This window comes from Azospirillum halopraeferens DSM 3675 (assembly GCF_000429625.1).
Lineage (GTDB): Bacteria > Pseudomonadota > Alphaproteobacteria > Azospirillales > Azospirillaceae > Azospirillum > Azospirillum halopraeferens.
In genome coordinates this window covers 16157-35149 of sequence record NZ_AUCF01000033.1, presented here as the reverse complement: position 1 = coordinate 35149, position 18993 = coordinate 16157, and the positions used below count along the sequence as shown (strand labels likewise).

General features: G+C 71.5%; 20 protein-coding genes. 2 read left to right on the top strand and 18 right to left on the bottom strand.

All coding sequences use genetic code 11. From position 1 onward, the window contains the following. Positions 1 to 104 precede the first annotated feature (104 nt). Positions 105 to 1100, bottom strand: a complete 996-nt coding sequence (locus G472_RS0121745) for an alpha/beta hydrolase (RefSeq protein WP_029010067.1) — start codon at positions 1098 to 1100, stop codon at positions 105 to 107. A gap of 17 nt (positions 1101 to 1117) precedes the next feature. Then, the gene (locus G472_RS0121740) at positions 1118 to 2050 is read right to left on the bottom strand and encodes an MBL fold metallo-hydrolase (protein WP_029010066.1); all 933 of its coding nucleotides are present in this window, start codon (positions 2048 to 2050) and stop codon (positions 1118 to 1120) included. Positions 2051 to 2118: 68 nt separating this feature from the next. On the opposite strand from G472_RS0121740, the gene G472_RS0121735 reads away from it, so the two are divergent. Further along, positions 2119 to 3066, top strand: a complete 948-nt coding sequence (locus G472_RS0121735; protein ID WP_245593553.1) for a LysR family transcriptional regulator — start codon at positions 2119 to 2121, stop codon at positions 3064 to 3066. A gap of 135 nt (positions 3067 to 3201) precedes the next feature. On the opposite strand, the gene hutC is transcribed toward G472_RS0121735, so the two are convergent. Then, positions 3202 to 3945 (bottom strand): histidine utilization transcriptional repressor HutC, encoded by a 744-nt coding sequence (hutC, locus tag G472_RS0121730; protein WP_035693367.1) that lies wholly within the window; start codon positions 3943 to 3945, stop codon positions 3202 to 3204. Then, on the bottom strand, positions 3942 to 5183 hold the full coding sequence (gene hutI, locus G472_RS0121725) for an imidazolonepropionase (RefSeq protein ID WP_029010063.1): 1242 nt from the start codon (positions 5181 to 5183) through the stop codon (positions 3942 to 3944). The genes hutC and hutI overlap by 4 nt, the downstream gene beginning before the upstream one ends. Positions 5184 to 5279: 96 nt before the next feature. Between hutI and G472_RS0121720 the strand changes: the two genes are divergently transcribed. Then, the gene (locus G472_RS0121720; protein WP_029010062.1) at positions 5280 to 6656 is read left to right on the top strand and encodes a formimidoylglutamate deiminase; all 1377 of its coding nucleotides are present in this window, start codon (positions 5280 to 5282) and stop codon (positions 6654 to 6656) included. Here G472_RS0121720 and hutU read toward each other — a convergent pair. From hutU to G472_RS0121650, 14 genes are all read right to left on the bottom strand, one after another. Continuing rightward, positions 6653 to 8338: a urocanate hydratase gene (hutU, locus tag G472_RS0121715; RefSeq protein WP_029010061.1), complete on the bottom strand. Its 1686-nt coding sequence runs from the start codon at positions 8336 to 8338 to the stop codon at positions 6653 to 6655. The two genes, G472_RS0121720 and hutU, sit on opposite strands and share 4 nt — an antisense overlap. A 191-nt stretch (positions 8339 to 8529) precedes the next feature. Further along, entirely contained in the window at positions 8530 to 8724 is a 195-nt protein-coding gene (locus tag G472_RS0121710) for a tautomerase family protein (RefSeq protein ID WP_029010060.1), read from the bottom strand. Between the two features lie 4 nt (positions 8725 to 8728). Beyond that, positions 8729 to 9499 carry a 2-keto-4-pentenoate hydratase gene (locus G472_RS0121705; RefSeq protein WP_029010059.1) on the bottom strand — a complete coding sequence of 257 codons (771 nt, stop codon included), beginning with the start codon at positions 9497 to 9499 and terminating at the stop codon, positions 8729 to 8731. Beyond that, positions 9492 to 10520: a 4-hydroxy-2-oxovalerate aldolase gene (dmpG, locus tag G472_RS0121700; RefSeq protein ID WP_029010058.1), complete on the bottom strand. Its 1029-nt coding sequence runs from the start codon at positions 10518 to 10520 to the stop codon at positions 9492 to 9494. Before dmpG ends, G472_RS0121705 begins: the two co-directional genes overlap by 8 nt. 18 nt (positions 10521 to 10538) lie before the next feature. Beyond that, positions 10539 to 11471: an acetaldehyde dehydrogenase (acetylating) gene (locus G472_RS0121695; RefSeq protein WP_156927206.1), complete on the bottom strand. Its 933-nt coding sequence runs from the start codon at positions 11469 to 11471 to the stop codon at positions 10539 to 10541. 8 nt (positions 11472 to 11479) lie between these two features. After that, a complete protein-coding gene (locus G472_RS0121690; RefSeq protein ID WP_029010056.1) occupies positions 11480 to 12274 on the bottom strand; it encodes a 2-keto-4-pentenoate hydratase in 795 nt (264 codons plus the stop codon). A gap of 11 nt (positions 12275 to 12285) precedes the next feature. Next, positions 12286 to 13806 carry a 2-hydroxymuconic semialdehyde dehydrogenase gene (locus tag G472_RS0121685; protein ID WP_084536828.1) on the bottom strand — a complete coding sequence of 507 codons (1521 nt, stop codon included), beginning with the start codon at positions 13804 to 13806 and terminating at the stop codon, positions 12286 to 12288. Positions 13807 to 13825: 19 nt separating this feature from the next. Further along, positions 13826 to 14257: a GlcG/HbpS family heme-binding protein gene (locus G472_RS0121680; RefSeq protein WP_029010054.1), complete on the bottom strand. Its 432-nt coding sequence runs from the start codon at positions 14255 to 14257 to the stop codon at positions 13826 to 13828. A gap of 10 nt (positions 14258 to 14267) precedes the next feature. Beyond that, positions 14268 to 15191 (bottom strand): catechol 2,3-dioxygenase, encoded by a 924-nt coding sequence (locus G472_RS0121675; RefSeq protein WP_029010053.1) that lies wholly within the window; start codon positions 15189 to 15191, stop codon positions 14268 to 14270. A 17-nt stretch (positions 15192 to 15208) separates the two neighbouring features. Further along, positions 15209 to 15559: a 2Fe-2S iron-sulfur cluster-binding protein gene (locus tag G472_RS0121670; protein ID WP_029010052.1), complete on the bottom strand. Its 351-nt coding sequence runs from the start codon at positions 15557 to 15559 to the stop codon at positions 15209 to 15211. A gap of 4 nt (positions 15560 to 15563) precedes the next feature. After that, positions 15564 to 16628 (bottom strand): NADH:ubiquinone reductase (Na(+)-transporting) subunit F, encoded by a 1065-nt coding sequence (locus G472_RS0121665; protein WP_029010051.1) that lies wholly within the window; start codon positions 16626 to 16628, stop codon positions 15564 to 15566. A 149-nt stretch (positions 16629 to 16777) separates the two neighbouring features. Continuing rightward, complete coding sequence (locus tag G472_RS0121660; RefSeq protein WP_029010050.1) at positions 16778 to 17146, bottom strand: phenol hydroxylase subunit P4; 369 nt, start codon at positions 17144 to 17146, stop codon at positions 16778 to 16780. A 34-nt stretch (positions 17147 to 17180) separates the two neighbouring features. Beyond that, positions 17181 to 18698 (bottom strand): aromatic/alkene/methane monooxygenase hydroxylase/oxygenase subunit alpha, encoded by a 1518-nt coding sequence (locus G472_RS0121655; RefSeq protein ID WP_029010049.1) that lies wholly within the window; start codon positions 18696 to 18698, stop codon positions 17181 to 17183. A gap of 19 nt (positions 18699 to 18717) precedes the next feature. Further along, on the bottom strand, positions 18718 to 18990 hold the full coding sequence (locus G472_RS0121650; protein ID WP_029010048.1) for an MmoB/DmpM family protein: 273 nt from the start codon (positions 18988 to 18990) through the stop codon (positions 18718 to 18720). Between the last annotated feature and the right edge of the window lie 3 nt (positions 18991 to 18993).

The following is an 18993-nucleotide window of genomic DNA, read 5'->3' as shown; positions in this document are numbered from 1 at the left end:
AGGCGTCATGGGATTGCGTATGCGCAACCGGCCGGCCCGCAGCCGGCACCGAACCGGGGCCGGTCGTTCGACCATCCGGCCTCCGGGGCGGCGGCCCCCGGAGGTTAGAATCGGGGTCCGGGCTCCGCACGCTCGTCCAGGAACCCGATCACGGCATCGAACGCCTGCTGCCGGTTCCTCTCCATGAGCACCATGTGGGTTCCCCCGCCGATCGCGACGAGGCGCTTGGCGCGTGCGCCGGAGAGACGGACGAAGAGGTCCTGCGCCATGTCCAGCCGCACATCGACGTCCCATTCCGCACAGACCACAAGCACGGGACAGGTGATCGCCGACGGATCATACAGCGGGTTGCCGGCGGTCCAGTGCTCGCGCACGTCCAGCACGGCGCCCGACGGCGCGCGGATGGTTCCCGCGTCGGGCGATCCGGGATCGGTGGCGAGGGTGACCGTCTCCCAGGCGTCGAACCAGCCGTCGGGAATCAGCGCCTGGCGCTCCGGTTCCGGTGCGGCCGCCCTCCAGGCCGCTTCGAAGGCTTTCGGGCTGACCACGCGGTAGGCGCCGAGCGGCCCGCCGGAATCGACGCGCAGCGGCGTCGCGGAGAGCCAGAGGGGCGTGACCAGGATCAGCCCGGCGATCGCGTCCCCGGCCTCGGCGGCCAGGGCCCCGGCCACCGTGGCGCCCCAGGACATGCCCAGCAGGTTGACCCGGTCGACGGCGCGGTGCCGGCGCACGAAGGCGACCGCCGTTGCAAGGTCGCGCACCGCGACCCGGGCAGGCGTCAGGGGCACGCCGCCATCCGGCGGGCGCGCCATCTCCGGCGGGCGCGTCGACCCGCCGTAGCCACGGGCGTCCACGGCCCAGACGTCGTAACCGGCGCGCGCCAGCGCATCCATGAACGACCCGCCGGCGACCGGCACGTCGAACAGACTGGCGGAGGGGAAGGTCGCGCCGTGCATCATCACCAGCGTGCGTTCGGCGGAGAACGCCGCCGCATCAGCCGGGCGCCGGTTGATGAGCTGCAGGTGCACGCCGTCCGTGTCGCCGGGGATCAGCCGGGTATCGGACAGGACACGGCGGGCGGAGGGAGAGTCGGTTCGCATGACGAGGGGCTCCGGGCTCAGGCGAAGTGCCAGGTGAACCGGCTGCCGTCGAAGCGGATGCGGCCGGCGGAGGATTCGGGGAAATGGGTGGTGAAGACCAGCGCCCCGGTTTCGGCCGCATGGACCATCGCCCGGCGCCGCGACGCCCGCGCGGCATCGGGGAATTCGCAGTAGACCGAGTTGAGGTCCGGCCGCGCGACCTGAAGGGGGTGGTGCAGCACATCGCCCCAGAACAGGGCGTGTTCGCCGCGGGAGGTGAAGCGGATGCAGGCATGGTCGATGCTGTGGCCGGGGCTCGGCAGGAACGCGAAGCCATCCACCGCCTCCGTGCCGTCCACCACGATCGTCCGTGCCAGCCCGGCCTCGACGACCGGCAGCACGCTGTCCTCGTAGACCCCGGCAAGGGGCGTGCGCGACATGCGGCCCAACCCGGCCTCCTCCCGGATCGCGCCGTCCGTTCCGTCGGCGGCGGCCAGGGCGGCGCCGTAGGCGTGCTCCCGGGCCGAGAAGACGTAGCGCGCGTTGGGGAAGGTCGGCACCCACCGCCCGTCGACCGCGCGCGTGTTCCACCCGACATGGTCCACGTGCAGGTGGGTGTGCAGCACCAGGTCCACATCCTCCGGACCGACCCCCGCCGCTTTCAGCCGGTCGAGGTACGGTTCGTCGAGGCGGTGCAGGATCGGCACGGCGGGCCGCTCCTTGCCGTTTCCGGTGGCCGTGTCGATCAGGACCACCCGGTCCGGCGTTCGCACCAGCCAGGTGTGAATGCTCTGGCGCAGCAGGCCCGTCCGCGGATCGACGGAGCCCGGCCCGAAGCGGCACGCCTCCTGCGCGGCGGCGGTGTCGCAGCCGGGATAGAGATCGCCGATGGCGACGGCATCGAGTGCCAGTTCGGAAATTCTGGTGATGGTGGCGTCACCGATTCGGTGAACGGCGCTGTCGTGATCCATGTCCCGGTCCTGTGAGGGGGGCTTGCTCACGCCGATATCTGGCACCACATCGTGGATGCGGCAAATCGATGCAAATCATGACCTCCATCGACCATTTCGATCTGCGGTCCTTCGACCTCAATCTGCTCGTCGCCTTCGACGCGCTGATGCAGGAGCGCAGCGTCACCCGGGCGGCCGCCCGCCTGAAGGTCGGGCAGCCGGCGATGAGCCACAGCCTGTCGACCCTGCGCGTCCTCCTGCAGGACGAGCTGTTCGTGCGCGTCGGCCCCGTGATGCAGCCGACGGCGCGCGCCGGCGCCCTGTGGCACCCGGTCCGGGCCGCGCTCGCGCAGATGCAGGCGGCGCTGCACGCGCGCCCCCGGTTCGACCCGGCCGTCGAGGACCGGACCCTCCGCCTCGGCTTTTCCAGCGAGGTGGAACTCCTGCTGCTGCCCCGGCTGACCGCGGCGCTGCGGCAATCGGCGCCGGGAATGCGGCTGCTGTGCCGCACGGCGGAGCGGGCGGAGATCCATCGCATGCTGGACGACGGCACCCTCGACCTCGCCGTGGGGTGCTTCGACGCCGCGGCGCAGCGCCACCGTTCGCGGCTTCTGTTCGAACAGTCGTTGAGCTGCGTCTTCAACGCCGACCGGCTGCCCCTGACGACCCCGATCAGCCTCGCCGACTATCTGGCCGCGCCGCACGCCATGGTGACGCGCACCGACAGTTTGCAGGGCTGCCTGGAGGCGGCCTTCGCGGACATCGGGGAGACGCCGAACGTGGTGGCCGCGGGTGCGGAGTTCCTGAGCGTGCTCGCGACCGTGGCCTGCTCGCCGGTGATCACCACGATCCCCACCCGCATGGCGCGCCTCTACGGCCCCCGCTTCGGCCTGACGCTCAGCCCGCCCCCGCTGACGCTGCGGGTGCCGGCGGTGTCGATGGTCTGGTCCGCGCAACTGGATCAGGACGCCGCCTCATCGTGGATCCGCAAGCAGGTCGCCGGCATTCTTCTGGCCACCGAAACGGACATCCCCTGACGGCGGCGCCCTGCCCCGTCATACGGTCGGCAATTGATCACTTCCATCAATTGCCGACCGTAAAACCCGGCAGATCAATGCCTTGGCATTGATCGAGAGGGTGATACCGGCGGCATCCTTCAGATGCCGCCGGTATCAGACCCGCTCCGCCCCGCGCCGCGCCGTGGAGAATCGCCCGGCCAGGCGGTAGCGCGTGCCCGGATGCAGGAGGTGGGCGCGGGTCACCGGCAGGGTGCCGGACCATGTGGTGCGGATGAGCCGCAGGCACGGCTCGTCCGCACCGATGCCGAGGAGGCGCTGCGCCTGCGCGTCGGGCACCACGGCCTCGATGACGTGCTCGACCTCCGTTGCCGGCACGACGACGCTGAGGTACTCGTTCGGCGTCACCCGGGTGAAGTCCTGCTCCGGATAGGCGGGTGCGGCCAGCGGGTTGACCCAGCGATCCTCCACCTGCACCGGCGTGCCGTCCTCGCGATGGACGCACAGGGAGCGGTAGACCGGGTCACCGGGGTCCAGGCCGAAGACGGCGGCGGTGCGCACGTCGGCCGGCTCGGCGCCCAGGCGGTGGACGTCGCAGCGGTGGCCGTGGCCGCGCCCGCGGATCTCGTCGGCGATGTTCCGCAGTTCCAGCAGCGCCGACTGCGGCTTGGCCGGCGCCACGAAGGTGCCCACCCCCTGAAGGCGGACCAGGATGCCCTCGTCCGTCAGCTCGCGCAGGGCACGGTGGACGGTCATGCGCGACACGCCCAGTTCGCGGACCAGTTCGTTCTCCGAGGGAATGCGCTTCTCGCGCGGCCAGTCGCCGCCCAGGACGCGCCGGGCGATCAGCCGCTTGATCTTGCGATACAGCGGCGCCGGCGCGTCCGTGTCGAGCGTCATGGCGTCACCGCACACCCCCGGGATACGGGCACCCCGGCCCGGACCACCCCGGCGCAGGGGTTGGGACCGATCCGACAGACGAGTTCGGCCGGGCGCCCGATGTCCCACAGGACGAAGTCGGCGGCCTTCCCGGCCTCCAGCGTGCCGTGGCTGTCGGCCATGCCGAGGGCGCGCGCGGCGTGCCGGGTGGCCCCGGCCAGCGCCTCCTCCGGCGTCAGACGGAACAGGATGCAGGCCATGTTGAGCACGGTCAGCAGCGAAGCAATGGGCGAGGTGCCGGGGTTGCAGTCGGTGGCGACCGCCATCGGCACGCCCAGCCGGCGCAGCGTGGCGACGGGCGGCGGCGTGGTGTCGCGCAGGGTGTAGTAGGCACCGGGCAGCAGCACGGCCACGGTTCCCGCGGCGGCCATCGCCGCCGCCCCCTCCGGCGACAGATGCTCCAGATGGTCGGCGGACAGGGCGCCGTAGCGCGCCGCCAGCGCCGCCCCGCCGAGATCGCTGAGCTGTTCGGCGTGCAGCTTGACGGGCAGCCCGTGGCGGCGGGCGGCCAGGAACACCCGTTCGGTCTGGGCGACGGTGAAGCCGATCCCTTCGCAGAAGGCATCCACGGCGTCGGCCAGCCCCTCGGCGGCGATGGCCGGCAGCATCTGCGTGCACACCGCGTCGATGTAGGCATCGGGGCGCCCTTCGTACTCCGCCGGCAGGGCGTGGGCACCGAGGAAGGTGGTCCGCACCGTCACCGGCCGCCGCCGCTCCAGGGCGCGGGCCGCCCGCAGCATCCTGCGCTCCGTCTCAGGGTCGAGACCGTAGCCGGACTTCACCTCCACCACCGTCACCCCTTCGGCGCACAGGGCGGCGAGGCGACGGTCCGCCTGCGCGATCAGCGTCTCCTCATCGGCCGCCCGCGTCGCCGCGACGGTCGAGCGGATGCCCCCGCCGGCCCGGGCGATCTCCTCGTAGGTCGCGCCGAGCAGGCGCTGTTCGAACTCCCCGGCGCGGTCGCCGGCGTGGACCAGATGGGTGTGGCAGTCGATCAGGCCGGGGGTGATCCACCGCCCCCCGGCGTCCGTCACGGTCGTGGCCAGCGCCGCCGGCGGTGCCGGCAGATCGGCCATCGGCATCACCGCGGCGATGCGCCCGCCCTGCGTCGCCAGCGCCGCCCCCTCCACGGCGCCATAGGGGGCGCCGCCGGGGACCATGGTCGCGATGCGCGCGTTCGTCCAGATCCCGTCCCACATGCTCGTTCCTCCGGCCCGGCGGTTGTCCGGGGTTGTCTATGTGTTATCCTGTCTTCGGGTGCCCCGGAAGGGGGGAAAGGGAGGCGGGGGTTCCCCATGGCCGCATTCTTTGCCGACACGGCCCGGCTCGCCGGGGGCTGGGCGCGCAACGTGCGCCTGGAGGTGGACAGTGCCGGCACGCTGAGCGCCGTCACGCCCGACGCCGCACCCGACGGGGCGGAGCGCCTGCGCGGCCCGGTGATCCCCGGCATGCCCAACCTGCACAGCCACGCCTTCCAGCGCGCCATGGCCGGGCTGGGGGAGCGCGCCGGCGGCACGGGGCGGGACAGTTTCTGGACCTGGCGGCAGGCGATGTACCGCTTCCTCGACCGGCTGGACCCCGACGATCTGGAGGCGGTGGCCGCCCAGCTCTATGTGGAGATGCTGAAGGCCGGCTACACCGCGGTCGGGGAGTTCCACTACGTCCACAACGATCCGGCCGGCCGGCCCTACGCCGACCCGGCGGAGCTGTCGCTGCGGGTGGTGGCCGCGGCGCAGCGGGCCGGCATCCGCCTCACCCACCTGCCCGTCCTGTATGCCCACGCCGGCTTCGGCGGCACCGCGCCGGGCGAGGGGCAGCGGCGCTTCGTCACCACGCTCGACCGGCTCCTGGCCATCCGCGAGCGGGTGGCGGCGGTGGCGGCGGGCGATCCGCGGGTGCGCGTCGGGCTGGCGCCCCACTCGCTGCGCGCGGTCACGCCGGATGAACTGACGCAGGCGCTGAACGCGCTGGCGGTGTCGGCGCCCGACGCGCCGATCCACATCCACATCGCCGAACAGGTCCGGGAAGTGGACGACTGCCTGGCCTGGAGCGGCCGGCGCCCGGTGGACTGGCTGCTCGACCACGCGCCGGTGTCGCCGAACTGGTGTCTCGTCCACGCCACCCACATGACCGACGCGGAGGTCGGCCGGCTGGCCGGCAGCGGCGCCGTGGCCGGCCTGTGCCCGACGACCGAGGCCAACCTGGGCGACGGCCTGTTCCCGGCGGTCGCCTATGGGCAGCGGGGCGGCCGGCTGGGCATCGGGTCGGACAGCCACGTCTCCGTCAGCCCGGTGGAGGAGCTGCGCTGGCTGGAGTACGGCCAGCGCCTGGTCCACCGCGCCCGCACCCTGCTGGCGTCGCCCGACGACGGGACGGTGGCCGCGCACCTGTGGCGCACCGCCGCCGCCGGCGGCGCGCAGGCGCTCGGCATCGCCGCGGGGGAGCTGGCGGCCGGCCGGCAGGCGGATTTCCTGGTGCTCGACCCCGACAGCCCGGTGCTGGCCGCCGCACGGGGCGACGGGCTGTTCGACGCCCTGGTGTTCTGCGGCAACGTCCCGGCGGTGCGCGACGTCGCCGTCGGCGGCCGGTGGGTGGTGCGCGACGGCCGGCACGACGCGGAGGACCCCATCCGCCACCGCTTCACCGAGGCGATGCGCCGGCTGACGGCTTAGCCCTCGGCCATGGGCAGCGTCAGCCCGTGCTCGCGCGCGCATTCCCGCGCGATGTCGTAGCCGGCGTCGGCGTGGCGGATGACGCCGGTGGCGGGGTCGTTGGTCAGCACCCGTTCCAGCCGGCGCGCCGCGGCGGCGGTGCCGTCGGCGACGATCACCATGCCCGCGTGCTGGGAATAGCCCATGCCGACGCCGCCGCCGTGGTGCAGAGACACCCAGGTCGCCCCCGACGCGCAGTTCACCAGGGCGTTCAGCAGCGGCCAGTCCGACACGGCGTCGGAACCGTCCTTCATGCCCTCCGTCTCGCGGTTGGGGCTGGCCACGGACCCGGAGTCCAGATGGTCGCGGCCGATGACGAGGGGCGCCTTCAGCTCGCCGCGCGCCACCATCTCGTTGAAGGCGAGGCCGAGGCGGGCGCGGTCGCCCAGGCCGACCCAGCAGATGCGCGCCGGCAGCCCCTGAAAGGCGATGCGCTCCCCGGCCATGTCCAGCCAGGTGTGCAGGTGGCGGTCGTCGGGGATCAGCTCCTTCACCCGGGCGTCGGTGCGCCGGATGTCCTCCGGGTCGCCCGACAGGGCGGCCCAGCGGAACGGCCCGACGCCGCGGCAGAACAGCGGGCGGATGTAGGCCGGCACGAAGCCGGGGAAGGCGAAGGCGTCCTCGACGCCGGCGTCGCCGGCCATCTGGCGGATGTTGTTGCCATAGTCGAAGGTCGGCACGCCCATGCGGTGGAACGCCAGCATGGCCCGCACCTGCTCCGCCATCGACTGCTTGGCGGCGGCGATCACCCGGTCCGGCTCGGTCCGCCGGCGCTCCTCGTGCTCCTCCAGGGTCCAGCCGGCCGGCAGATAGCCGTTCAGCGGGTCGTGGGCGCTGGTCTGGTCGGTGACCGCGTCGGGGCGGTAGCGCGGGTCGGCGGCGGCGCGGCGCGCCAGCTCGGGGAACAGTTCGGCGGCGTTGCCCAACAGGCCGACGGACACCGCCCGCCCCTGCGCCCGTGCCTCCCACAGCATGGCCATGGCCTGGTCCGGGTCGTCGGCGCGGTGGTCGAGGTAGCGGGTCTCCAGCCGCCGCTCGATCCGGCGGGCCGAGCATTCCACCGCCAGCATCGAGGCGCCGGCCATGGTCGCCGCCAGCGGCTGCGCCCCGCCCATGCCGCCGAGGCCACCGGTGAGGATCCACCGGCCCGCGAGGTCGCCGCCGTAATGCCGGCGCCCCATCTCCGCGAACGTCTCGTAGGTGCCCTGCACGATGCCCTGGGAACCGATGTAGATCCACGACCCCGCCGTCATCTGGCCGTACATCATCAGGCCGCGGGCGTCGAGGTCGCGGAAATGCTCCCACGTCGCCCAGGCCGGCACGAGGTTGGAGTTGGCGATCAGCACCCGCGGCGCGTCGGGGTGGGTGCGCAGGACGCCCACCGGCTTGCCCGACTGCACCAGCAGGGTCTCGTCCTCCTCCAGCGCCCGCAGGGCCTCGACGATGGCGTCGAAGCAGGCCCAGTTGCGCGCCGCCCGGCCGATGCCGCCGTAGACCACCAGCTCGTCCGGGTTCTCCGCCACCTCGGGATCGAGGTTGTTCATCAGCATGCGCAACGGCGCTTCGGTAAGCCACGATTTGGCGCTCAGCGCGCTGCCGCGCGGGGCGCGGATGATCCTGCGGTTGGCGGCCGACTCACCCATCGCGCACCCTCCCCATGCCTGTCTAGACAAGTTGTTTCATACACCCGCCACCCGGCCGAATCCAGCCCGCAGCGGCCGGCGTGCCGGATGCGGCGCGGCGTTCGGGAAAAAGAAACGGCCCCTCCCCCCGTCGCCGGGGAGAAGGGCCGGAGGTCGCGCAGGACACCCGTGCGGTCGCGAGAGGACCGGCGTCAGCCGGAGCCGGGCGGTGCCTTGGCGACGCCGCCGACGGAGAAGTGCTCGTGCGGCACCTCCTGGATGATGACCCGGACGGTTTCGAGGGGGGCGCCCAGCGAGGACGCCGCCGCCTCGGCCACCGCCTTCATGAAGGCGGCCTTCACCGCCTGCGGGCGGCCGGGCAGCAGGACGGCGGTGATGATGGGCATGGTCTCACCCCGCCACGCTGAAGGACACCGGACCCAGATGCTGCATGGTCAGGCGCACGCTCACGCCGGGGGCCAGAGGCTCGGCCGCGGTGGCACCGCCGGCCAGCACGATCCAGCCCGCTTCCAGCCGCTCGCCCCACTGCGCCACCAGCCGCGCCGCCGCCACCAGCGACCGCACGGGGTCGCCGAGGATCGCGGCGCTGGAACCGACCTGGCGCACCTGCCCGTCCAGTTCCATGGCGATGCCCAGGTTGGCGACGTCCACGTCGGGCGACCGCCAGCCGCCGATCACGAAGCCCGACGACGAGGAGTTGTCGGCCACCACGTCGGGCAGCGCGAAGCGGAAGTCCTTGTAACGGCTGTCGATGATCTCCAGCGCCGGGGCCACCGCCGCCACCGCCGCCATGGCCTGCGCCGCGGTCACCCGGCCGGCCAGCGGCGCCTTCAGGAGGAACGCCACCTCCGGCTCGACGCGCGGGTGGACGTAGCGGGCGATGTCGACCACCGCACCCTCCTCCACCTGCATGGCGTCGGTCAGGCGGCCCCAGATCATCTCGTCGACGCCGACCTGGGCCATCTTGGCCCGGCTGGTCAGGCCCATCTTCATGCCGACGCGCCGCTCGCCGCGGGCGTAGCGCCGGGCCAGCGACAGGGCCTGGATGGCGTAGGCGTCGTCGACCGTCAGGTCCGGGTGGGCGATGGACAACTGCGCGATCTCGGTGGCGGTGCGGGCGGCCTCGTCGACCACCTCCGCCAGCTTGGCCAGGTCAGACATGGGCGGCCTCCGTTTCCTTCGCCTTGACGAGATCGAGCGCCACGTCGACGATCATATCCTCCTGCCCGCCGACCATCTTGCGGCGGCCCAGCTCGATCAGGATCTCGCGGGCGTCCAGGCCGTAGGTCGCGGCGGCGCGCTCCGCGTGGCGCAGGAAGCTGGAATAGACGCCGGCGTAGCCCAGCGACAGGCTCTCCCGGTCGACCCGCACCGGCCGGTCCTGGAGCGGGCGCACCAGGTCGTCGGCGGCGTCCATCAGCCGGAAGAGGTCGCAGCCGTGGGCGTAGCCCATGCGGTCCAGCACGGCGATCAGCGCCTCCAGCGGCGCGTTGCCGGCCCCGGCCCCCATGCCCGCCAGGGAGCTGTCGACGCGCACCGCGCCGTTCTGCACGGCGACCACCGCGTTGGCGACGCCCAGCGTCAGGTTGTGGTGGGTGTGGATGCCCACCTGCGTCTCCGGCCGCAGCTCCTGCCGGAACGCCGTCACCCGCTCCGCCACCTGGTCCATCAGCAGGGCGCCGGAGGAGTCCACCACATAGACGCACTGCGCGCCGTAGCTCTCCATCAGCTTCGCCTGCTCGACCAGCCGGTCGGTCGGGATCATGTGGGCCATCATCAGGAAGCCCACGGTGTCGTAGCCCAGCTCGCGCGCGTAGGCCATGTGCTGCTTCGACACGTCGGCTTCGGTGCAGTGGGTGGCGATGCGCACGCTGCGCGCGCCGCTGCTCCACGCCTCGCGCAGGTCCTCCTTGGTGCCGATGCCGGGCAGCAGCAGCACGGCGACGCGGGCGTGCGTCACCGCGTCGGCGACGGCGGCGATCCACTCGTGGTCGGTGTGGCGGCCGAAGCCGTAGTTGAAGGACCCGCCGGCCAGGCCGTCGCCGTGGGTGATCTCGATGGAATCCACCTTCGCGGCGTCCAGCGCTTTGGCGATGGCCACCGCCGTGTCGATGGAATACTGGTGACGCAGGGCGTGCATGCCGTCGCGCAGCGTGACGTCCTGGATGTAGAGTTTGCTCATGACGCTCCCCTCCCCGGCTCAGGCGCGCAGCATCCGCTCGACCCAGCGGTCGGCGGTGGCCATGGCGGCCGAGGTCATGATGTCCAGATTGCCGGCGTAGGCCGGCAGGTAGTGGGCCGCCCCTTCCACCTCCAGGAAGATCGACGACTTCAGCCCCGTGAAGGTGCCGTAGCCGGGGATGCGCAGCGGGTCGTTGTCGCCGATGCGCTCGAACTGCACCTTCTGCTTCAGGCGGTAGCCGGGCACGTAGCTGCGGACCTCGCGGACCATGGCCTCCACCGATTCCGCGATGGCCTCGGGCTCGGCACCCCGGCTCAGGGTGTAGACGGTGTCGCGCATGATCAGCGGCGGCTCCGCCGGGTTCAGGACGATGATCGCCTTGCCGCGGTCGGCGCCGCCGACCAGCTCGATGGCGCGCGAGGTGGTCTGCGTGAACTCGTCGATGTTGGCGCGGGTGCCGGGGCCGGCGGAGCGGGACGAAATGGACGCCACGATCTCGGCATAGGGCAGCGAGGCGGCGACGCGCCGGACCGCGTGCACCATGGGGATGGTCGCCTGCCCGCCGCACGTCACCATGTTGACGTTGGGCTGGTCGAGGTGGCTGTCCAGGTTGACCGGCGGCACCGTGTAGGGGCCGATGGCGGCGGGGGTGAGGTCGATCACCTGCTTGCCCGCGGCCACCGCCATCTCCGAATGCCGGCGGTGGGCATAGGCGGAGGTGGCGTCGAAGACGATGCGGATGTCGGTCCACTCCGGCATCGCCACCAGCCCCTCCATGCCGCCGTCGCAGGTGGCCACGCCCATGCGCCGGGCCCGCGCCAGCCCGTCGGAGGCCGGGTCGATGCCGACCATGACGCCCATCTCCAGGTGTCGGGAGTTGCGCATCACCTTGATCATCAGGTCGGTGCCGATGTTCCCCGACCCGATGATCGCAATCTTTGTCCTGGCCATCGGTGACCTCATTCCTTTGCGAAGACGGCGCGGACCGAGCCCAGGCCGTTGATGCGGGCTTCCACGGTGTCGCCCCGGGCGGCGGGAACCATCGGGCCGAGCGCGCCGGACAGCACGGTGTCGCCGGCCTTCAGCGGCCGTCCCGCCCGCGCCATCACCTGCGCCAGCCACCACACGGCGTTCAGCGGGTGGCCGAGGCAGGCGACGCCGGCGCCGGTGCTCACCGGCTCGCCGCGCACCTCCATGACCATGCCGCACATCCGCAGGTCGAGGCCGGCCAGCGCCTTCGGCTCGTTGCCCAGGACGTAGAGGCCGGAGGAGGCGTTGTCGGCGATGGTGTCGAGGATGCGGATGTTCCAGCCGGCGACGCGGCTGTCCACCACCTCGATGGCGGGCAGCACGCAGTCCACCGCGCGGATGACGTCGGCCGCGGTGATGTGCTCGCTCGTCAGGTCGCGGCCCAGCACGAAGGCCACCTCGGCCTCCGCCTTGGGCTGGATCAGGCGGCCGCAGGGGATCTCCCAGCCGTCGGGGATCGCCATGTCGGCGAACAGCATGCCGTAGTCGGGCTGGTCGACGCCGAGCTGGCGCTGCACCGACTTCGACGTCAGGCCGATCTTGCGCCCGGCGAGGACGCGGCCCGCGTCGAGGAAGCGCGTGGTGTTGATCTCCTGCACCGCGTAGGCGGCGGCGAGGTCGCCCTCGGCCAGCAGGTCGCGCACGGGGTCGCAGGCACTCATGCTGCGGTTCGCCTCGTAGAGGCGGTCGGCGGCGGCCCGGATGTCGGCTTGGCTCGTTTCCATGGGGATTCCGATCACAGCTTGATGCAGACGTTCTTCAGCTCGGTGTAGAACTCCAGCCCGTGGACGCCGCCCTCGCGCCCGATGCCCGACGCTTTGGAGCCGCCGAAGGGCGTGCGCAGGTCGCGCAGGAACCAGGAGTTCACCCAGACGATGCCGGCGTCGATGCGCGCCGACACGCGGTGGGCGCGCGACACGTTCTCCGTCCACACCGCCGCCGCCAGCCCGTAGGGCGTGTCGTTGGCGAGCGCCACCGCCTCCTCCTCCGTGTCGAAGGGGCGGACGTGGCAGCACGGCCCGAAGATCTCCTCGCGCATCACCGCGCTGTCGTCGGCCAGGCCGGTCCAGATGGTCGGCTGGATCCACGACCCCCCGGCCAGCTCGGGCCCGAGGTCGGGCACGCCGCCGCCGGTCACCACGGTGGCCCCGTCCGCCACCGCCTTGCGGTAGTAGGACAGCACCTTGTCGCGGTGCTCCGCGCTGATGAGGGGGCCCAGGTTGGTCTCCGGGTCCTCCGGCCGGCCGAGCCGCAGGGCCTCCGCCCCCGCCTTCAGGCGGCTCACGAACTCCTCGAAGATCGGGCGTTCCACGTAGACGCGCTCGGTGCCCAGGCACACCTGGCCGCAGTTGGCGAAGACCGAGCGCATGGTGCCCTCGATCGCCGCGTCCATGTCGCAGTCGGCGAACACCAGCGCCGGATTCTTGCCGCCCAGTTCGAACGACACGGGACGCACGCCGGCGGCGGCGGCCTTCATGATCGCCTCGCCGGTGCGCGTCTCGCCGGTGAAGGTGATGCCGTCCACCTCCGGGTGCGCGGTCAGGAAGGCGCCGGCGGAATCCGGGCCGAAGCCGTGCACCACGTTGAAGACGCCGGGGGGCACGCCGGCCTCGTTCATCACCTCGCCCAGCAGCGCGGTGGTGGTCGGCGTCTCCTCCGACGGCTTGACCACCACGGTGTTGCCGCAGGCCAGCGCCGGCCCGACCTTCCACGTCATCAGCAGCAGCGGCAGGTTCCACGGGCTGATCACGGCGATGACGCCGCGCGGCGCCCGGCGGGCGTAGTTGATCGCCCCCCGGCCGTCGGGGGTCGCCATCTCGAAGCACTCGGTCGCCACGTTCTTCACCAGATCGGCGAAGATCTTGAAGTTGGCGGCGCCGCGCGGGATGTCGATGTGGGAGGCCAGCGAGCGCGGCTTGCCCGTGTCGGCGCATTCGGCGGCGAGGAAGTCGTCGAAGCGCCGGGTGATGCCGTCGGCGACCGCGTGCAGGATGGCGGTGCGCTGCTCCACCGTCATGCGGCTCCACGGCCCTTTCAGGGCGGCGCGGGCGGCCCGGACGGCGTCGTCCACGTCGGCGCGGGAGGCTTCGTGCACCAGCGAGACCAGCCGGCCGTCGACGGGGGAGCGGTTCTCGAACACCCGCCCGCCCGTGCCGGCCGTGTAGGTCCCGTCGATGAAGTGCAGCACCCGCGCCGGCGCGGCACCGGTCGGTGAATCGGCGGGTGCGTCGGGGGCGGGAAGCGTGGTCGCGATCATGTCCGTGTCGTTCCTGTTCTTATTCGTGGGTGAGGCCAAGCGCCGCAAGCCCCGCCCCGGCGCACGCGCAGTCCTGCTCCTCCGAGGCGCCGGACACCCCGATGGCCCCGACGATCCGGCCGTCGACCACGATGGGGAACCCGCCCGCGAAGGCGGCCACCCGGTCGCGCCCGGTGATGCCGTCGAGCAGCGCCGGGTTGTCGCTCAGCAGCGCGTAGAGCCGGCCGGACGGCATGCGGAACCCCACCGCCGTCCAGGCCTTGTCGATGGCGATGGTGATGGAGGGCAGGAAGGCGTCGGGGGCGCGCAGGAAGCCGGCGAGGTTGCCGCCGGCGTCCACCACCGCCGCGTTGACCGCGACCCCCATCTCCTGCCCCTTGCGCACCGCCGCGGCGACCGCCGCCAGGGCGGCCTCCGCGGTGATGCTGTCCCGACGGACGGTCAGCTCCATGGCGCCGCCCTCAGGTCACGACCGAGAGGAAGGCGTCGTTCAGGCGCCGCTCGTAATAGAAGATGCCGCGGCCCAGCTCGTCCGGGCTCCAGGAGCGGGTGGGGTTGTCGGGGTAGTAGGTGTAGCCGCCGGCGAACACCTCGTTGCGGTTGCCCGAGGGGTCGAAGAAATAGATGGTCTGGCCGCGGGTGATGCCGTGGCGGGTCGGCCCGACGTCGATGGAGATGTCGTAGCGCGTCATGATGTCGGCGGCGTGGCCGATGTCCATCCAGGTGTCGAGGAAGAAGGCGGCGTGGTGCAGCTTGCCCGGTTCCGGATAATTCACGAAGGCGATGTCGTGGGCCTTGTTGGAGCAGGTCAGCCAGATCGCCATGGGGGCGCCCTCGGGGGTGTCCACCTTCTCGGCCAGCGAGAAGTCCAGCACCTCGGTGAAGAAGGCCAGCACCCGGTCGACGTTCGGCCCGTACAGCAGGGCGTGGTCGAAGCGCGTGGCCTTCATGCCGCGCGGCTCTTCCGGCCAGACGTGCGGGTTGTGGATCGGCGGGTGGTTCTCCGACAGGGCGATGGCGGCGTACAGCTCGATGCGGTGGCCGGTCGGGATGGTGAAGCCGATGCGCCGGCCGAGGCCGGGCTGCTCGCCCTCGGCCACGTGGTCGACGGCCAGCCCCCAGTCGGTGATGCGCGTCTCGAAGGCGTCGAGGTCGGCGTCGGAGGCGACCTTGAACGCCATGACGTCGATGCCGGCGGCGTCGGCCGGGCGCAGGATGACGGAATGGTGGTCGAACTCGTCCCAGCCCTTGAGGTAGACGCGGCCGTCGTCGCCGGTGCACACCTTGTTCAGGCCCATGCGGTCGACATAGTGGGTCTCGGCCGCCGCCATGTCGAGGACGCGGAGCTGGATGAAGCCGGGGCGCAGGACGCCGGTGAGTGCCATGGGGATTTCCTCCTGGTTTATCCGTTGTTGGGGGTGTCCGGTTCCGGGGACCGCGGCCGCGGCGCGGGGTGCAGCGTGAGGTCGCCCAGCGGGACGATGCGGCAGGCGAGCGCGTACCCGTCCGCCTGTTCCGCCTCGGTGACGTGGGCCCGGCTCATCGGCTCCAGCCGGTAGGCGCCGTCGAGCACCCGCACGCGGCACACGCCGCAGCCGCCGCGGCGGCAGCCGACGGGCACCGCGCGCCCGTCGCGGGGCAGCAGGCCGAAGCCCTCCGCCCGCTCCATGGCGGTGACGACCGTCTCGTCGCCCCGGCAGGGGAAACGGGCGTCGCCTTGCGCCAGCCGGATGGTGAAGCGCTGCGCGGCCATCGCCTCAGATCCTCTTGAAGAGCGGGCTGCGCACGCGCCCCTCCCCACCGTCGCCCTTGGTCAGGAAGCGTTCGGTGAAGATGTCGCGCTCGAACAGGCGGCCCTGCATCAGGGTGCGGATGCACGCCTCCACCATGGGCGGCGGGCCGCAGAGATAGGCGCGCCGGCCGGCGAACATGCCGCCGAAGTGGCGCTGCAAGACCTCGTGGACGAACCCCGTCGCCAGGTCCGGATCGTCGCCGGCCTGCGGCTCGGACAGGACGGGGATGTAGGTCAGCCCGGGGTGGCGCGCCGCCAGCGCCGCGAAGACCGGCCGGTCGTACAGGTCGCGCTCCGCCCGCACGCCGTGGATCAGCACCATCGGCTGCTCCCACCCCCGCTCCAGCAGGTCGAGGATCATCGCCTTGGGGCTCGACAGGCCGGTGCCGCCGGCCAGGAAGATGGACGGTACGGGGTCGGCGGTGCGCACGAAGAACCGCCCGTAGGGCCCGGTCACGGTGAGCCGGTCGCCGACCCGCAGCGTGTCGTGGATGTACCCCGTGGCCTGCCCGCCGGGGACGCGGCGCACGTGGAGTTCCAGCCGGTTGCGCTGCGACGGCGGGTTGGCCAGGGAAAAGGCGCGCGGGCCGTCGACGCCGGGCACCGTCAGGTTGACGTACTGGCCCGCCTGGAAGTCCAGGCCATCGCCCGGCAACTCCAGGACCACGCCCTTGACGTCGTGGGTCAGGTCGTCGAGGCGGACGACGGTCCCGACCGTGTCACGCACGGGGACGCGGCGGGCGTCCGGCTCGTCCTCCACGTCGGCCTCGATGGTGGCGTCGGAGCACAGGGTGGCGGTGCAGGCCAGCGTGCGCCCCTCCTCCCGCTCGAAATCCATCAGCGCGAAGCCCGAGGCGTCGCCGTGGTCGATGGTGCCGTCGACCACCTCGACCTTGCAGGTGCCGCACAGGCCGTGGCCGCAGGCGTGGGGAAGCCAGATCCCCCGGCGCAGGCAGGCGTCCAGGATGGTCTGGCCGTCCTCGACGGTGACGGTGTCACCGGTGGGCTCGATGGTCAGCGTGTGACTCACCGCATTCCTCCAAACATCGCCGGATCAGGGTGCCCCGGGGCAATCTCCGGGGTCAACCGAAATCTCGATATTTTTACTGTACCGCGATATTCTGCGGAAATCTTGCTGCGGTGCGGAGCGGGGCGCCGTGACGGCGCCCCGCGCCCGCCCTAACTCCCCGACCCCCGGAAGCCGGTGAGCCCCGGCGTCCGGAAGCGGATCAGGGATTTGTGGTGGACGCCGTGGTCGCGCAGGGAGGCCGCGGGGTCGGGGGTGACCTCCCGGCCGTCGATGGTCCAGCGCACGGCCGGCCAGTCGATGCGGGGGAAGTCGGGGTGCATGCCGTAATAGGTCGGAATGATCTCCTGCAGCAGGGCCCCGAAGGGCATGTCCGGCGGCAGGGGGAAGGCCATGGCGGCGCAGAAGCTCAGATGATCTTCCCAGTGGATGTAGACGACGATGTTGCCGTGGAAGTTCTCCTCGCGGTCGCGGACGTCGATCTTCTCGGCGTAGCCGGGGTCCAGGGCGACGATGGGCATGGGATTCCTCCGAAGGGATGAGGGGTCGGCGGGCTCAGCCGGCGACGCGCCGGCGGGCTTCCATCCAGGCGTCCCACTGCCGCTGATCGGGGGAGCCGGCCTGGTCCATGTTGTCGGCGCCGAGGTTCATCCGGTACCACCGCAGCACGTCCTCCACCGACGCGCCGCCGCAGTTGCCCTGGAAGATCTGGTGCACCGGCAGCCAGGACTGCGCGAACTTCTCCGGCTCGTCGTCGAAGATGTCCTTACAGCCGTCGGAACAGAAGTGGTACGTCTCGCCCCGGAACTCGGAGGTGCGGAAGCAGATCGTGCCGGGATCGCCGGGCTCGGTGTAGCCCATGGGGATCTGGCACGTGGTGCAGAGCTGCGGCAGCCCGTTGTTGTAGAAACGCTTGCCCTCCTTCTCCATCTCCCGCCACATCTCCAGGCGCGGGCGGTAGTATTTGTCGAAGGTGTTCGGGTACTTCTCCGACAGCCAGTCCATCTCCTCGTCCGAGGGCAGCCAGGTGTGGAAGGCGGCGGCGTGGGTGTACTGGTAGAAGATGGCCCAGTTCTGGTGCGAGATGTGCTCCGCCTCGGCCGTCGCCACGTCGGCGTACCGCGGCGGGCGCAGGCCGTAGCGGGCGAGATCCTCGAACAGCGAGCCGCCGGCCTCGGTGAAGTAGATGTCCCACGCCTCGCGCCAGGACATGATCTTCCTGGGCAGCATGTAGTCCATCATCATGGCCACCAGCCCCAGCACGCGGTGGCCGCGCCAGAACCACTTGTCCACCCATTTCTGGACGATGGGCAGGTTGTCGGGGTCCTGCTCCAGCAGGAACTTGATGACCTCGATGCCCAGCGTCATGTGCCGGCTCTCGTCCGACTGGGCGGAGAAGCCGAAGGTCACCGTGGCGAGGTCGCCGTTGTAGGCCGCCCCCGACATGAAGGGCACGAACAGCAGGTTGGTCAGCACGTACTCGAACGAGAAGCCGATGGCGATCATGAACTCGAACGGCCCGCCGGTGCGCGCGTCGTCGAAGAACGACTTCGGCACGGACAGGTACCACACGCGGTCGTGCATGTGCTGCCAGTCGTGGAAGCCGTCGAAGAACTTGTTGTAATGGCTGATGGTGTGGACCTGGGTCTGGACATGGCGCAGCTCGTCCAGGGACTGCATCTGGGCGGCGATGCGCGGGCCGATGCCCGGCAGGTGGCGGCCGGTGTGGGCGAAGCCGCGGTGGGCCTGGTATTCCAGCGGCGACACACCGGTGAGGAACAGCTTGATGGCGTTGACGTAGCGCGCGTCGGTCAGGCCGAGCTGGCCGTTGTTCTGCGCGAAGCTGTCGAGCACGGCGTAGAGCTTGCGCTCCTTCTCCGCCTGGAACTTCCAGTAGGCGTCCATGGTCAGGCGGAAGGGGTCCTCCCACTTCGACCAGTCATGGACCTTGATCCCCTCGAACGCGGCGTAGGGGAAGACCTTGTCGCGCGGCTGGTACGACGGCTCCCAGTCAAGGCCGCGGGTGAGGAGCGCGTAGCGCTGCTTCAGGCCGAGCTTGCCGATGGCGTTCATGGACGTTTCCCCTTGTTTCTCAGTGCGACCAGGCAAGGCTGAAGTAGTCGTCGTCCTCGTCGACGTTGCCGGCCATGGAGACGACGGACAGGTGCAGTTCCTGCGGGTCCCAGTCGCGGCCGATGCGCTCCTCGACCGAGGCGCGCCGGATGATCAGGCTGCCTTCGCGGTCGATCTTGACGATGCCGGGATAGTCGTGGACGACGGCGCCGGGGTTGTCGGTGGTGATCGCCTCGATGATCGGGCGGGCGGTGTCGGTGTTCTGCAGCGTGATGGAGACGATGCGCGGCATGAC